This window comes from Streptomyces curacoi, assembly GCF_001513975.1.
Classification (GTDB): Bacteria; Actinomycetota; Actinomycetes; order Streptomycetales; family Streptomycetaceae; genus Streptomyces; species Streptomyces curacoi.
Map to the genome: position 1 here is coordinate 199,915 of NZ_KQ947990.1, position 13,374 is coordinate 213,288.

The following is a 13,374-nucleotide window of genomic DNA, read 5'->3' on the forward strand; positions in this document are numbered from 1 at the left end:
GTTGTCGTACCGGGGTTGTACGTCCCCTAGTCGGCGGAGGCCGCCGGCGACTGCTCTCGCTCCGCGGCCTCCAGTGCCGCCGCCCGCTTGAGTGCCGCGTCACGCTTACGGACGTACCAGATGCCGATCAGTCCCAGGCCCCCGCCGGCCAGGCAGGTCCACAGCCACCAGGTGTGCTCGTGGTCGTCGAACCAGCCGTAGAAGGGGAGCTGCACCACGAAGAGGACGAACCAGAGGATCGTGCCGCCGGTGATGGTGGCGACCACGGGCCCTTCCAGGGGCTCGGGCGCCTCGTGTTTGGGGGTCCACTTCGCCATGGGTGACAGCTTACGAGGCGATCAGGTCTACGCGCGGAGATGGCCGATCCGGAACTCATATGTTCATACTGAAACGGTTTCTCTCTGACCACTTCTCTTCGTAGGAAACGCCAACACATGTCCACCTCGGCCCCCGCCAAGGTCCCCGCCCCTGAACAGCCGGGAGCCGGCCGCGCCTACGGCGCACTCGACCGCTTCTTCAAGATCTCCGAACGGGGCAGCACCCTGCCCCGCGAAATCCGCGGTGGTTTCGCCACTTTCTTCGCGATGGCCTACATCATCGTGCTGAACCCGATCATCCTCGGCAGCGCGAAGGACATGTACGGTCACCAGCTGGACAACGGACAGCTGGTCACCGCGACGGCCCTGACGGCGGCGTTCACCACGCTGCTGATGGGCGTCATCGGCAACGTGCCGATCGCCCTCGCCGCCGGCCTCGGCGTGAACTCGGTCGTCGCGCTCCAGCTGGCGCCCCGGATGTCCTGGCCGGACGCGATGGGCATGGTGGTGCTCGCCGGCTTCGTGGTCATGCTGCTGGTGGCCACCGGGCTGCGCGAGCGCGTCATGAACGCCGTCCCCTACAGCCTGCGCAAGGCCATCTCCATCGGCATCGGCCTGTTCATCATGCTGATCGGCCTCGTCGACTCCGGCTTCGTCTCCCGCATCCCGGACGTCGCCCAGACCACGGTCCCGCTCCAGCTCGGCGGCGACGGCCACCTCAACGGCTGGCCGGTCCTGGTCTTCATCCTCGGCGCGCTACTCACCCTCGCGCTCATCGTGCGCAAGGTCCCCGGCGCGATCCTCGTCTCGATCGTCGCGATGACCGTGCTCGCCCTCGTCATCGAGGCGGTCGCGAAGGTGCCGTCCTGGGGCCTGACGACCCCGAAGTGGCCCGGCAACCCGGTCGCGAGCCCCGACTTCGGCCTGATCGGCCAGGCCAGCCTCTTCGGCGGCTTCGAGAAGGTCGGCGTGCTGACCGGGATCCTCTTCGTCTTCACGGTCCTGCTGTCCTGCTTCTTCGACGCCATGGGCACGATCATGGGCGTCAGCGACGAGGCCAAGCTGACCGACGCCCAGGGCCAGATGCCCGGCATCAACAAGGTCCTGTTCGTCGACGGCCTCGCCGTCGCCACGGGCGGCGCCAGCTCCTCCTCGGCCACCACCGCCTTCGTGGAGTCCACGGCCGGCGTCGGCGAAGGGGCGCGTACCGGCTTCGCGAACGTCGTCACCGGCGCCCTGTTCGGCGTGGCGCTGTTCCTCACGCCCGTGGCCACGATGGTCCCGTCCCAGGCGGCCACCCCGGCCCTGCTCGCGGTGGGCTTCCTGATCCTGGCCAACTCGGTCAAGGAGATCGACTGGGCCGACTACACGATCGCCATCCCGGCCTTCGTGACGATGGTGATGATGCCGTTCACCTACTCGATCACCAACGGCATCGGCATGGGCTTCATCACCTTCGCGGTGCTGCGCCTGGCCGCCGGGCGGGGCCGGGAGGTGCCGGTGGCGATGTACGCCGTGGCGGCGGTGTTCGGCTTCTACTACCTGATGCCGGCGCTGGGACTCACGTAAGCCGCCTTACGTAAGCCGCCGCACCCAAGCCGCCGCACCCAAGCCGTCTCACCCATGCCGCCTCACGTGAGGCCGTAGAACTTCTCGGTCTCCTCGACGGCGGCCTGGAACCGCTCGTCGAAGTCATCGCGGATGAGCGTCCGGACGACATAGTCCTGGACGCTCATTCCTCTTTTCGCCGCATGCTCTCGGAGTCGTTCGAGCAGCTCGTGGTCTATCCGCAGGCTGAGCACGCTGGTCCCCATGGACACGAGGGTTGCCGCATCCGCCGGGCCGGTGTGTCACGTTCCGCCACCGGATCACCCGGACGAGTGATGCGGTGATTCCGTGGCCAGGGTCACGGGCATCCTTGCGCGTTCCAGTGGTCTTTAGCGAGAGTAATGAGTTACGCTAAAGAACATGCCGGACCTTACCCATGGCGACGACGCTGCCGCCGTGAACTCTCTGCGCTCCGCCGTGATGCGACTGTCGCGTCGGCTCAAGCACCAGCGGGTCGACGAGTCGCTGAGCCCCACCGAGATGTCGGTGCTGGGCACCCTCTCCCTCTGCGGCAAGGCCACCCCCGGTGAGCTGGCCCGCAAGGAGCACGTCCAGCCGCCGTCGATGACCCGCATCGTCGCCCTGCTGGAGTCCAAGGGACTGGTCCGTCTGGAGCCGCACCCGGAGGACCGGCGCCAGAAGGTCGTCACGAAGACCGAGCAGGCCGAGGTGATGCTCGACGAGAGCCGCCGCAAGCGCAACGCCTTCCTGGCCACCCTGGTCGAGGGCCTCGACGAGGACGAGTGGGCGAAACTGCGCGCCGCCGCCCCCGTGCTGGAGAAGCTCGCACATCTGTAAGCAGCAGTCGGTCACAAGGAGGCGAACGCTTTTGAGTACGGGACCCGGAGCAGATTCCGCACCCGCACCAGACACCAACGACACCTCACCCGCCCTCAAGACCCCCGACACCCTCAAGACCGCGAAGACCCCCAAGACCCCGAGGCCCCGCAAGTCCTCGATGTTCAGCTCGCTGACGGTCAGGAACTACCGCCTGTTCTTCCTCGGCCAGGTCGTCTCCAACACCGGCACCTGGATGCAGCGCATCGCCCAGGACTGGCTGGTCCTCAGCCTCACCGGCTCCGCCACCGCCGTCGGCATCACGACGGCCCTGCAGTTCCTGCCGATGCTGCTGTTCGGCCTCTACGGCGGCGTTCTGGTCGACCGCCTGCCCAAGCGCCGCACGCTGCTGGTCACGCAGACGTCGATGGCCGTCACCGGTATCGCGCTGGCCGTCCTCACCCTCACCGGACACGTCCAGGTCTGGCACGTCTACGTCGCCGCCTTCGCCGTGGGCCTGGCCACGGTCGTCGACAACCCGGCCCGCCAGACGTTCGTCAGCGAGATGGTCGGCCCCGACCAGCTGCAGAACGCCGTCAGCCTGAACTCCGCGAACTTCCAGTCGGCCCGCCTGGTCGGCCCCGCCGTCGCGGGCCTGATGATCACCGGCGTCGGCACGGGGTGGGCGTTCCTCGCCAACGGCCTGTCCTTCGTCGCGCCCATCACCGGTCTGCTGCTGATGCGGGCGCGTGAGCTGTACGTCGTCGAGCGCGCCCCGCGCGCCAAGGGCCAGCTGCGGGAGGGGCTGCGGTATGTCGCCGGGCGCCCGGAGCTGATCTGGACCATCGCCCTCGCCGGGTTCGTCAGCACCTTCGGCTTCAACTTCCCGGTCTATCTGTCGGCCTTCGCCGACGACGTCTTCCGGGCGGGCGCCGGCTCCTACAGCCTCTTCAACACCCTGATGGCGGTCGGCTCCCTGGCGGGCGCCCTGCTCGCGGCCCGGCGCGGCACGGCCCGGATGCGGGTGCTCGTCGTCGGGGCCGTGGCCTTCGGCACGATGGAGCTGGTGGCCTCCGTGGCCCCCTCCCTGTGGCTGTTCGCCCTGCTCATGGTCCCGATCGGCATGTTCGGCATGACGGTCAACGTCACCGCCAACAGCAGCGTCCAGATGAGCACCGACCCGGTCATGCGGGGTCGGGTGATGGCCCTGTACATGATGGTGTTCATGGGCGGTGCGCCGCTGGGCGCGCCGATCGCCGGCTGGATCACGGACACGTACGGCGTCCGGGCGGGCCTGGCGGTGGGCGGTGCGATCACGGCCGTCGCCGCCGTGGCGATCGCCCTGGTCCTGGCCCGCGTCGGCGGCCTGCGGCTGTCGGTGGGCTGGAACCACGGCCATCCGCACGTCCGCTTCGTCCCCCGCGAGCAGCGGGAGGAGCAGCTGGCGACGGTGGCCTGAGTGGCCTGAGCGGCCTGCACGGCCTGCCCGTCTGAGCCGCGGGGCCCGGAGGCGGATCCTCCGGGCCGGCGGCTCAGACCCTGCGGGCCAGCACCTGCCCCCGGCCAGTCGTCCTTCCCCCGGTAGGTGTCGGTGCGGACGAAGCCGTTGCTCTCGTAGTAGCGCACGAGCTTGCCGTCGTTGCCCGCGTAGCAGTCGACCCGCAGCAGTGAGACGCCCGCCCGGCGGGTCGCCTCGGCGGCGTGGGCGAGCAGGACGCTGCCCAGGCCGTGCCCCTTGAAGCGGCGGTCGGAGGCGAGCCAGTGGATGTATCGCTCGGGCTCACCGGGCGGCGGGAGCCGGCACAGGTGGTCGCCGGGCCTGTCGTCGAGGGTGAGGGTGGCGGCCGGTACGGTACAGCGGCTTCGTCCCCCACTGCCCCGGGCGCCCCTGCGCGACCAGCCACTCCACGCAGCTGTCGAGCATGCTGAGTACGACGGGGATGTCGTCGGGGCCACCTTCTCTGATGGTGATCTCCATCGGGGCAGCGTAGGTGACCGTTCCCTGGAAGGGTGAGGCCATGAGAATCTTCGCCGCTGTGCTGCCGCCCGAGGACGTGGCTCATGAACTGGCCGCCGAGGTGGCCGAGTTGAAGAAGCTGCCCGGTGCGGAGGGGCTGCGCTGGACGGGCCGTCCCGGCTGGCACTTCACCTTGGCCTTCTACGGCGAGGTCGACGACGCCCTCGTGGGGGACCTGTCGGAGCGGCTGGAGCGCGCCGCCCACCGGACGGCCGCCTTCCGGCTGGCGTTGCGCGGCGGGGGCCAGTTCGGGCGGGGACGGGCGCTGTGGGCCGGGGCGGAGGGGGATCTGGAGACCCTGCGGCTGCTGGCGGACCGGAGCGAGTCGGCGGCGCGCAGGGCGGGGATCCCGATGGGGGAGCACCGCCGCTACAAGCCGCACCTGACGGTGGCACGCAGCCGGGACGCGGCGGACGTACGGCCGTTCGTCGCGGCCCTGGACGTCTTCACGTCCCGCACCTGGACGGTGGACGAGCTGGTGCTGGTGCGCAGCAATCTGCCGACGTCCGGAGTGGCGGGCGAGCAGCCCCGCTACGAGACGGTCGCCCGCTGGCCGCTCGGCGGGGCCGGTTAGGCTCGTTTCCGTGGACCCGAAAACCCGGAACCGGATCATGGCCGGTGCGCTTGTGCTGATGTTCGTGCTGGTGGCCGTGGCGGCGGCGCTCGGCAAGTGACCGAACGCCGCCGCCGGCCTCCGGCGGATCACCAGGCGAACGCCTCCGGGGACGGACCCGGCCCCGGGAAGATCGCGTCCAGCCCTGCCAGCAGCTCCTCGCTCAGCTCCAGCTTCGTGGCGCGCAGGGCGGAGTCGAGCTGTTCCGCCGTGCGCGGGCCGACGATCGGGCCGGTCACGCCGGGGCGGGTGAGCAGCCAGGCCAGGGCGACCTCGCCGGGCTCCAGGCCGTGCTTGTCGAGGAGGTCCTCGTACGCCTGGACCTTGGCGCGTACGGCCGGGTCGGTGAGGACGTCGGCGGCCCGGCCGGAGCTGCGGCGCCCGCCCTGGACCTCCTTCTTGATGACGCCGCCGAGCAGACCGCCGTGCAGCGGCGACCAGGGGATGACGCCGAGCCCGTACTCCTGCGCGGCCGGGATGACCTCCATCTCGGCGCGGCGCTCGAAGAGGTTGTAGAGGCACTGCTCGCTGACGAGGCCGATGGTGCCGCCGCGCCGGGCGGCGATCTCGTTGGCCTGGGCGATCTTGTAGCCCGGGAAGTTGGAGGACCCGGCGTACAGGATCTTGCCCTGCTGGACGAGGACGTCGATGGCCTGCCAGATCTCCTCGAACGGGGTGGCGCGGTCGATGTGGTGGAACTGGTAGACGTCGATGTAGTCGGTCTGCAGCCGCTTGAGCGACGCGTCGACGGCCCGCCGGATGTTCGCCGCCGACAGCTTGTCGTGGTTGGGCCACGCCTCGCCGTCCGGGCCCATGTTGCCGTACACCTTGGTGGCGACGACGACCTTCTCGCGCCGCTCGCCGCCCTTCGCGAACCAGTTGCCGATGATCGTCTCGGTACGGCCCTTGTTCTCGCCCCAGCCGTACACGTTCGCCGTGTCGAAGAAGTTGATGCCGGCGTCCAGCGCCGCGTCCATGATCGCGTGACTGTCGGCCTCGTCGGTCTGCGGACCGAAGTTCATGGTGCCGAGGACGAGTTGGCTGACCTTGAGACCTGTGCGTCCGAGCTGCGTGTACCTCATGGTGTGCACGCTAACGGCGTGGAGTGCGCTCTAGGCAAGCGATCTCCGCGGGGCACTCGTCGTTCCGGGCCGTCGTTGAGGTGGCCGGGGTAGTCGATGGGCACACCGCACCCTCGGCGACACCGTCCTCGGCATCTACCTCCACGGCTCCGCCGTCCTGGGCGGCCTGCGCCCTCACAGCGACATCGACGTCCTGGTCGTCGTGCGCCGCCCCACGACCCACGACCAACGCCACGCCCTGGTCGAGGAGTTGCTCGACATCTCGGGACCGCCCGGCCGCCGTACCCGCCGACCCGTCGAGCTCATCGTCGTCGTACAGGACGACGTACGGCCCTGGCGGTACCCGCCCACCTGTGACTTCCTCTACGGCGAGTGGATGCGCGCCGACTACGAGCGCGGGGTCGTGCCCGTCCCCGAGCCCAGCCCCGATCTCGCGCCGCTCCTCACGATGGTGCTGCGAGGGAACACCGCGCTGTACGGCCCCCCACCCGCCGAGCTCCTCGATCCCGTCCCGCCCGCCGACCTCGCGCGGGCGATGGTCGCCGGCGTACCGCAGCTGCTCGCCGAGCTGGACTCCGACACCCGTAACGTCCTGCTGACGCTCGCCCGGATCTGGACCACCCTCGTGCTCGGCACCATCAAGGCGAAGGAGGCCGCCGCTGATTGGGCTCTGCCCCGGATACCCGCCGAGCACCGACCGGTCCTGGCCCACCCCCGCGCCGTCTGCCTCGGCGACGACGACGAGCGCTGGGACGAGGAGCTGCTCCCCGGCGTCCGCCCCTGTGCCGACTTCCTCGTGGCCGCCATCGACGCTCAGGCGGCGCTGTACGGCTCGCCCAGCCCCCAGGCCTGATACATCGCCTCCGCGAACGCCTCCGCGATCCGGTGCTCGCCGCTCGCGTTCGGATGCGTGCCGTCGTACGTGTCGAGGTGGATGTCGTAGGACGCCGGCGGCGACGCCAGCAGCAGCGGTGAGCGCGGCTCGTCGAGGTCGGCCACCGTCTTCGCCAGCAGCTCGTTGAAGCGGGTCACCTGCCTCGCGAACTCGGCGTCCGATTCCGCCCGTACGTTCGGGATCACCGGCAGGACGGCCATCCGCACCCGGGCGTTCGCCGCCCGGGCCGCGGCCACGAACTCCCGTACGTTCTGCGCCGTCTGCTCCGCGTTCGTGTAGAAGCCCAGGTCGATCAGGCCCAGCGACACCAGCAGCACATCCGCCCGGCATGACCGCACCGCCTCGCCGATCATCGGTGCCATGTGCAGCCAGCCCTCGCCCCAGCCGGCCAGGTGGGCGCGGGGGAAGGCCGGGTCGCAGTCGGGGGCGTACTCGTACGACGTGGGCGCGTCCGTGGCCTTGTCGTACAGGGTCTCGCGCGGGCCGACGAGGGCGAAGGGGCCGCCGTACGTCTCACGCAGGTGCTGCCACATGCGGTAGCGCCACGTGTGTTCGCCGGCGCTGCCGATGGTCATGGAGTCGCCGACGGGCATGAACCTGAGCATCCGCTCATGATGGACGATCGCTACCCGACGGTAGGGGCGGGTGGGGTGTGAAGCCGGACACGCCGCCGAATCATCCGGCCGGATGGCAGGCTTGGGGGCATGCGCCGACCGATCGCCCTTCTCGCCGGAATCCTGCTCGCGGGCGCGTGTGCCCTGCCCGCCTCCGCCGCCGACGGCGACGAGGACTTCACGATCAAGGACCCGCGCATCACCGAGTCCAGCGGACTGGCCGCCTCCCGTCAGCACCCCGGTATCTACTGGACCCACAACGACCAGGACAAGGGCGCCTACCTCTACGCCGTCGACAGCAGCACCGGCGAGACCGTCGCGACCATCACCATGACGGGGGTGGGCACCCCGCGCGACGTCGAGGCCATCGCCATCGGGCCGGGGAACGAGATCTGGGTCGGCGACATCGGTGACAACGACGGTGTGCAGTGGCCCTATGTGTGGGTCTACCGGCTGCCCGAGCCGAAGACGCTCAAGGACCGGACGATCCGGGCCACGCAGTACGTGGTGAAGTACTCCGACGGTTCGCGCGACGCCGAGTCGCTCGTCGTGCACCCCAAGACCGGGCGCGTCTACATCATCGACAAGCAGGAGGACGGCGGGCATCTCTACGAGGGGCCGGCCGAGCTCTCCGCCTCGGGGGCGAACGTCTTCAGGCCCACCGTCCCCGTCGACCTGTGGGCCACCGACGCCGCCTTCTCCCCGGACGGCAGGACGCTCGCCGTACGCGGCTACTTCGGCGGGCTCGCGTACGACTGGAACGGCGGCAGGCTCAAGCGGCTGGAGCGCATCAGCGTGCCCCTCGGGCAGGGCGAGTCCGCCAGCTACTCGGTCGACGGGACCAAGCTCATGCTCGGCAGCGAGGGGGCCGGCAGCGCCGTGGTGGCGCAGGACGCGCCCGGGGACGCCGGGTCCTCCGAGTCGTCGTCCGGCGGCGGGAGTTCGGCCTCCTCGGACGACGGCGACGGCGGCACCGGCGGTGACCTCAAGGTCGGCGCCGTGGCGGTCCTCATCGCCGGTGTCGTCGTCTTCGGGCTGCGGCGGCTGTTCCGTCGGGGGTGAGCCGGCGGCTATGCCGTCGGGGGTGAGGGCGCAGCGCCGCCCGCCCCGCCCGTCTTTCCCTCGCGCCGGACGGTGACGAAGACCTCCAGCCCGTCCAGGATCCGCTGCAGCCCGAACTCGAAGTGGTCGAAGTCGGGATTCCAGGTGTTCTCGTCGAGGCAGGCGAGGACCGGGTAGCGGCCGGAGGTCATGATCTTCTCCAGCATCGGCGCCTGGGCCTGCCAGAACTCCGTGTCCGTCAGTCCGGTCCGGCGCTCCGCCTCCCGCTGGTAGAGCTGGGTGCGCGCGGCCCCGACGACATAGCCGTCGATCATGACGACCGCCGAGACCAGCTCGCGGTCGGGCAGGCCCATCGGCTTGATGCGGGCGAGCACCTTCTCCATGCCGTCCAGGGCGCTCGGGCCGAGGATCGGGCGGGACTGGTTGACCTGGAGCAGCCAGGGGTGGCGGCGGTAGAGGGCGAGGGTCGCGCGGGCCATGGCCTCCAGGGCCGAGCGCCAGGAGCCGTCGCCCAGGTCGGCCGGGTTCTCCGAGGGGCGCTGGACACGGTCCAGCATCAGGTCGAGCAGCTCGGCCTTGCCGGGGACGTAGCGGTACAGCGACATCGTCCCCGTGCCCAGCTCGGCGGCGACCCGGCGCATGGACACCGACTCCAGGCCGTCGGTGTCCGCGATCCGGACGGCCGCCTCCACGATTTGGTCCAGGCTCAGGGCCGGCTTGGGGCCGCGACTGGGCCGTCGCCCCGTCTCCCACAGCAGCTCCAGGGTGCGGACGATGTCTCCGCTGCCGCTGGTCTCCGTACCGCTGCTGCCGCCCTTGCCACTCGTCATGCGGTTCAGCTTAAGTCCTGCCGAAAAAACTGGGTACGGTGTACGCGCAATCGGGTACGGTGTACTCAGTTATCGAAAGGGGGATCCATGGGAGACGACGGATACGCGGTGCGGGCCGAGGGTCTGGAGAAGCGCTACGGCGACAAACGCGCCCTCGACGGCTTCGACCTGGCCGTCCGCGAAGGCACCGTGCACGGCCTGCTCGGCCCGAACGGCGCCGGCAAGACCACGGCCGTACGCATCCTGTCCACGCTCATCCGGCTGGACGGCGGCCGGGCGACGGTGGCCGGCCTGGACGTGGCCCGGCGGCCTCGCGAGGTGCGGGCGCGGATCGGGCTGACCGGGCAGTACGCGGCCGTGGACGAGGTGCTCACCGGCCGGCAGAACCTGGAGATGTTCGGCCGGCTCTTCCACCTGGGCGGCAGGCGGGCGAAGCTGCGCGCCACCGAACTGCTGGAGCAGTTCGACCTGACCGACGCGGCGGACAAGGGCGTCAACAAGTACAGCGGCGGCATGCGGCGCCGCCTCGACCTCGCCGCCTCGATGATCCTCGCCCCGGCCGTCCTCTTCCTCGACGAGCCGACGACCGGGCTGGACCCCCGCAGTCGGGGCGAGGTGTGGGAGTCGGTGCGGGCGTTGGTGGCCGGCGGCACGACGGTCCTGCTGACCACCCAGTACCTGGAGGAGGCCGACAAGCTCGCCTCGCGCATCACCGTCATCGACCAGGGCCGGGCCATCGCCGACGACACCCCGGACGGGCTGAAGAACCTCGTCGGCGGCGACCGAATCGAGGTCGTCGTCGCCGAACGGGCCGACGTCCCACGCGTGGTGAAGGTCGTCGCCCGGGTCTGCGAGGGCGAACCCGAGACCGAGGAGGCCGAGTCGCGGGTGCACGCGCCCGTGGCCGACCGGGTGTCCGCGCTGACCGAGGTCGCACGCACGCTCCAGGACGAGGGCGTCCAGGTCGAGGACATCGGGCTGCGCAGGCCGAGCCTCGACGACGTGTTCCTGCGCCTGACCGGACACCGCACCGAGTCCGCCGAGAAGGAGGCCGTCGCATGACCGCAGTGGACCTGACCGCCCCGGCCACGCACGGCCGGCTGTACTGGGCCCTCGCCGACGTCTGGAACATCGTCCGGCGCGGCCTCACCCAGTACCAGCGCCAACCGGTCAACATCGCCTGGCAGCTGGGCTTCCCGATCCTTTCCGTCCTGCTCTACGGCTATGTCCTGGGCAGCGCGATGAAGGTGCCCGGCGGCGGGGACTACAAGGACTTCCTGATGCCGGGCATGTTCGTGATGACGATGGCGTTCGGCTTCATCAACACCGCGACCGTGGTGGTGTACGACTCCACCAAGGGCGTCATCGACCGGTTCCGCTCCATGCCGATGGCCTCGGCCGCCGTCGTCGCCGGGCGCGGGGTGACGGATCTGCTCGCCGCATGCGCGGAGTTGGCGATCATGATGCTGACGGCCTTCGCGATGGGCTGGCGCCCGGACGGCGGGCTCGGCTTCCTCGCCGCCTTCGGACTGCTGCTGTGGCTGCGGTTCGCGCTGATCTGGGTCGGGGTGTGGCTCGGGCTGCTCGTGCCCAACCCCGAGGCGGCGGGCGGCCTGTTCGCCGTGGCCTTCCCGCTGACGATGATCTCCAGCATCTTCGTCGCGCCCCAGCTGATGCCCGACTGGCTGGGCTGGGTGGCCCTGTGGAACCCGATCTCGTCCACTGCCGCGGCAGCCCGTGACCTGTTCGGCACGCCGGTCCCCGGCGGTGATTCCTGGATCGAGCAGCACGCGCTGCTGATGGCGGGCGTGTGGCCGGTGATCCTGACGCTGATCTTCCTGCCGCTCGCGGTGCGGAGGTTCCAGCGGCTGAGCCGGTGACGCCGTAGTCCTTGACGTGTTCATGTGACCTGACTTCCATGGAGGTGCGGGGGTGGGAGCGCTCCCACCAGTTCCGGGCCCGCGCCTCCGAGAGGAAGCAGCGACATGTTCCGCAGCTTGCGAAGAGCGCTGGGCGCCGCCGTCGCGGCGCTCGCGCTCGTACTACCGCTGGGACCCGGCGCGCAGACCGCTCACGCGGCGGAGGCCGGCGCCGGGTACTGGCACACCAGCGGCCGGCAGATCCTGGACGCGGCCGGGCAGCCGGTCCGTATCGCCGGGATCAACTGGTTCGGCTTCGAGACCGGCAACCACGTCGTCCACGGCCTGTGGGCCCGCGACTACAAGAGCATGCTCGACCAGATGAGATCGCTGGGCTACAACACCCTCCGCCTGCCCTTCAGCGACGACATCCTCAAGCCCGGCACCATGCCGGACAGCATCAACTTCGCCGACGGCAAGAACGCCGATCTACAGGGGCTGACGTCCTTGCAGGTGCTGGACCGGATCGTGGCGTACGCCGGGCAGAGCGGCCTGAAGATCGTCCTCGACCGGCACCGCCCGGACGCGGGCGGCCAGTCGGCGCTCTGGTACACGAGCGCGGTGCCGGAGTCGACGTGGATCGCCAACCTGAAGGCACTGGCGGCGCGCTACAAGGGCAACTCCACCGTCGTCGGCATCGACCTGCACAACGAGCCGCACGACCCCGCCTGCTGGGGCTGCGGCGACACGACGAGGGACTGGCGGCTGGCCGCGCAACGGGCCGGGAACGCCGTCCTGTCCGTCAACCCCGAGCTGCTGATCATGGTCGAGGGCGTGCAGTCGTTCAACGGCGCCAACGGCTGGTGGGGCGGCAACCTGATGGGCGTGGCCCAGTACCCCGTGCAGCTGGACGTCCCGAACCGGCTCGTGTACTCCGCCCACGACTATGCCACCAGCGTGGCCCAGCAGCCCTGGTTCAGTGACCCGTCCTTCCCCGACAACATGCCGGGCATCTGGGACAGGTACTGGGGCTACATCTTCAAGCAGAACATCGCCCCGGTCTGGCTCGGTGAGTTCGGTACGACGCTCCAGTCCACGGTGGACCAGAAGTGGCTGGCCGCACTGGTGACCTACCTGAGGTCGACGTCGACGTACGGGGCGGACTCCTTCCACTGGACGTTCTGGTCCTGGAACCCCAACTCCGGTGACACGGGCGGGATCCTGAAGGACGACTGGTCGACCGTGGACACCGTGAAGGACGGGTATCTGGCGAGCATCAAGGCGCCGGGGTTCCCGGGCGGCGGCGGAGGCGGTGGCGGCGGTGGCGGTGGGAGTACGGCGGCCTGCAGCGCCGCCTACACCGTGAGCAGCGACTGGGGCGGCGGCTTCAACGCCGAGGTTCGGGTGACCAATACGGGCACGACACCGCTCAAGTCCTGGAAAGTGACGTGGACCTGGAGCGGCTCGCAGAAGGTCACGTCCATGTGGAACGCGACGTACACACAGACCGGGGCGAGCGTCACCGCGTCGAACGCCGCGCACAACGGGTCGGCCCCGGCGGGAGGCTCGGCGAGCTTCGGGTTCGGGGGTGCGCCCGGGGGCGGTGGTGTGCCGAGTGTGAGCTGTGCGGCTGCCGGATAGGAGAGGCGGTCGTCGGGAAGGAGGGCGCCCGGTGTCCGGTAGGCGCCCTTCAGCCGTCC

The 13,374-nt window shown here is 70.2% G+C and carries 13 protein-coding genes and 2 pseudogenes; 9 read left to right on the forward strand and 6 right to left on the reverse strand.

Annotated elements, in window-relative coordinates; all coding sequences use genetic code 11:
* Positions 1-26: 26 nt before the first annotated feature.
* On the reverse strand, positions 27-317 hold the full coding sequence (locus AQI70_RS24040; RefSeq protein WP_062153475.1) for a DUF2530 domain-containing protein: 291 nt from the start codon (positions 315-317) through the stop codon (positions 27-29).
* Positions 318-434: 117 nt separating this feature from the next.
* Here AQI70_RS24040 and AQI70_RS24045 point away from each other — a divergent pair, with 117 nt between their 5' ends.
* Entirely contained in the window at positions 435-1,886 is a 1,452-nt protein-coding gene (locus tag AQI70_RS24045) for an NCS2 family permease (RefSeq protein WP_062153478.1), read from the forward strand.
* A 62-nt stretch (positions 1,887-1,948) separates the two neighbouring features.
* On the opposite strand, the gene AQI70_RS24050 is transcribed toward AQI70_RS24045, so the two are convergent.
* Complete coding sequence (locus tag AQI70_RS24050) at positions 1,949-2,131, reverse strand: ribbon-helix-helix protein, CopG family (RefSeq protein WP_031478835.1); 183 nt, start codon at positions 2,129-2,131, stop codon at positions 1,949-1,951.
* A 154-nt stretch (positions 2,132-2,285) separates the two neighbouring features.
* Here AQI70_RS24050 and AQI70_RS24055 point away from each other — a divergent pair, with 154 nt between their 5' ends.
* Both AQI70_RS24055 and AQI70_RS24060 read left to right on the forward strand, forming a co-directional pair.
* Entirely contained in the window at positions 2,286-2,723 is a 438-nt protein-coding gene (locus tag AQI70_RS24055) for a MarR family winged helix-turn-helix transcriptional regulator (protein ID WP_062153480.1), read from the forward strand.
* A gap of 31 nt (positions 2,724-2,754) precedes the next feature.
* Positions 2,755-4,161 carry an MFS transporter gene (locus tag AQI70_RS24060; protein WP_107117071.1) on the forward strand — a complete coding sequence of 469 codons (1,407 nt, stop codon included), beginning with the start codon at positions 2,755-2,757 and terminating at the stop codon, positions 4,159-4,161.
* A gap of 73 nt (positions 4,162-4,234) precedes the next feature.
* Here AQI70_RS24060 and AQI70_RS37700 read toward each other — a convergent pair.
* Positions 4,235-4,680 (reverse strand): annotated as a pseudogene (locus tag AQI70_RS37700) (GNAT family N-acetyltransferase).
* 40 nt (positions 4,681-4,720) lie between these two features.
* Between AQI70_RS37700 and thpR the strand changes: the two are divergent.
* Positions 4,721-5,293, forward strand: coding sequence for an RNA 2',3'-cyclic phosphodiesterase (thpR, locus tag AQI70_RS24065; RefSeq protein WP_062153482.1), 573 nt, complete (start codon positions 4,721-4,723; stop codon positions 5,291-5,293).
* A 128-nt stretch (positions 5,294-5,421) separates the two neighbouring features.
* On the opposite strand, the gene AQI70_RS24075 is transcribed toward thpR, so the two are convergent.
* Positions 5,422-6,414: an aldo/keto reductase gene (locus tag AQI70_RS24075; RefSeq protein ID WP_062154112.1), complete on the reverse strand. Its 993-nt coding sequence runs from the start codon at positions 6,412-6,414 to the stop codon at positions 5,422-5,424.
* Between the two features lie 103 nt (positions 6,415-6,517).
* Between AQI70_RS24075 and AQI70_RS24080 the strand changes: the two are divergent.
* Positions 6,518-7,267, forward strand: a pseudogene (locus AQI70_RS24080) (aminoglycoside adenylyltransferase family protein); the annotation flags it as partial.
* Here the strand turns inward: AQI70_RS24080 and AQI70_RS24085 are convergent.
* Positions 7,228-7,914, reverse strand: a complete 687-nt coding sequence (locus AQI70_RS24085; protein WP_062153489.1) for a GDSL-type esterase/lipase family protein — start codon at positions 7,912-7,914, stop codon at positions 7,228-7,230. The pseudogene AQI70_RS24080 and the gene AQI70_RS24085 sit on opposite strands and share 40 nt — an antisense overlap.
* A 99-nt stretch (positions 7,915-8,013) precedes the next feature.
* Here AQI70_RS24085 and AQI70_RS24090 point away from each other — a divergent pair, with 99 nt between their 5' ends.
* A complete protein-coding gene (locus AQI70_RS24090; RefSeq protein ID WP_062153491.1) occupies positions 8,014-8,985 on the forward strand; it encodes a TolB-like translocation protein in 972 nt (323 codons plus the stop codon).
* Positions 8,986-8,993: 8 nt separating this feature from the next.
* On the opposite strand, the gene AQI70_RS24095 is transcribed toward AQI70_RS24090, so the two are convergent.
* Positions 8,994-9,815 (reverse strand): TetR/AcrR family transcriptional regulator, encoded by an 822-nt coding sequence (locus AQI70_RS24095; protein ID WP_062153493.1) that lies wholly within the window; start codon positions 9,813-9,815, stop codon positions 8,994-8,996.
* An 87-nt stretch (positions 9,816-9,902) separates the two neighbouring features.
* On the opposite strand from AQI70_RS24095, the gene AQI70_RS24100 reads away from it, so the two are divergent.
* From AQI70_RS24100 to AQI70_RS24110, 3 genes are all read left to right on the forward strand, one after another.
* On the forward strand, positions 9,903-10,877 hold the full coding sequence (locus AQI70_RS24100; RefSeq protein ID WP_062153495.1) for an ATP-binding cassette domain-containing protein: 975 nt from the start codon (positions 9,903-9,905) through the stop codon (positions 10,875-10,877).
* Complete coding sequence (locus AQI70_RS24105; protein ID WP_062153497.1) at positions 10,874-11,695, forward strand: ABC transporter permease; 822 nt, start codon at positions 10,874-10,876, stop codon at positions 11,693-11,695. The genes AQI70_RS24100 and AQI70_RS24105 overlap by 4 nt, the downstream gene beginning before the upstream one ends.
* Positions 11,696-11,800: 105 nt before the next feature.
* The gene (locus AQI70_RS24110) at positions 11,801-13,315 is read left to right on the forward strand and encodes a cellulase family glycosylhydrolase (RefSeq protein ID WP_062153499.1); all 1,515 of its coding nucleotides are present in this window, start codon (positions 11,801-11,803) and stop codon (positions 13,313-13,315) included.
* Positions 13,316-13,374 lie beyond the last annotated feature (59 nt).

Coding starts and splice junctions, on each gene's coding strand:
- AQI70_RS24095 (WP_062153493.1), bottom strand. CDS start 9,815: ATGACGAGTGGCAAGGGCGGCAGCAGCGGTACGGAGACCAGCGGCAGC.
- AQI70_RS24110 (WP_062153499.1), top strand. CDS start 11,801: ATGTTCCGCAGCTTGCGAAGAGCGCTGGGCGCCGCCGTCGCGGCGCTC.
- AQI70_RS24100 (WP_062153495.1), top strand. CDS start 9,903: ATGGGAGACGACGGATACGCGGTGCGGGCCGAGGGTCTGGAGAAGCGC.
- AQI70_RS24050 (WP_031478835.1), bottom strand. CDS start 2,131: ATGGGGACCAGCGTGCTCAGCCTGCGGATAGACCACGAGCTGCTCGAA.
- thpR (WP_062153482.1), top strand. CDS start 4,721: ATGAGAATCTTCGCCGCTGTGCTGCCGCCCGAGGACGTGGCTCATGAA.
- AQI70_RS24105 (WP_062153497.1), top strand. CDS start 10,874: ATGACCGCAGTGGACCTGACCGCCCCGGCCACGCACGGCCGGCTGTAC.
- AQI70_RS24085 (WP_062153489.1), bottom strand. CDS start 7,914: ATGCTCAGGTTCATGCCCGTCGGCGACTCCATGACCATCGGCAGCGCC.
- AQI70_RS24090 (WP_062153491.1), top strand. CDS start 8,014: ATGCGCCGACCGATCGCCCTTCTCGCCGGAATCCTGCTCGCGGGCGCG.
- AQI70_RS24040 (WP_062153475.1), bottom strand. CDS start 317: ATGGCGAAGTGGACCCCCAAACACGAGGCGCCCGAGCCCCTGGAAGGG.
- AQI70_RS24075 (WP_062154112.1), bottom strand. CDS start 6,414: ATGAGGTACACGCAGCTCGGACGCACAGGTCTCAAGGTCAGCCAACTC.
- AQI70_RS24045 (WP_062153478.1), top strand. CDS start 435: ATGTCCACCTCGGCCCCCGCCAAGGTCCCCGCCCCTGAACAGCCGGGA.
- AQI70_RS24055 (WP_062153480.1), top strand. CDS start 2,286: ATGCCGGACCTTACCCATGGCGACGACGCTGCCGCCGTGAACTCTCTG.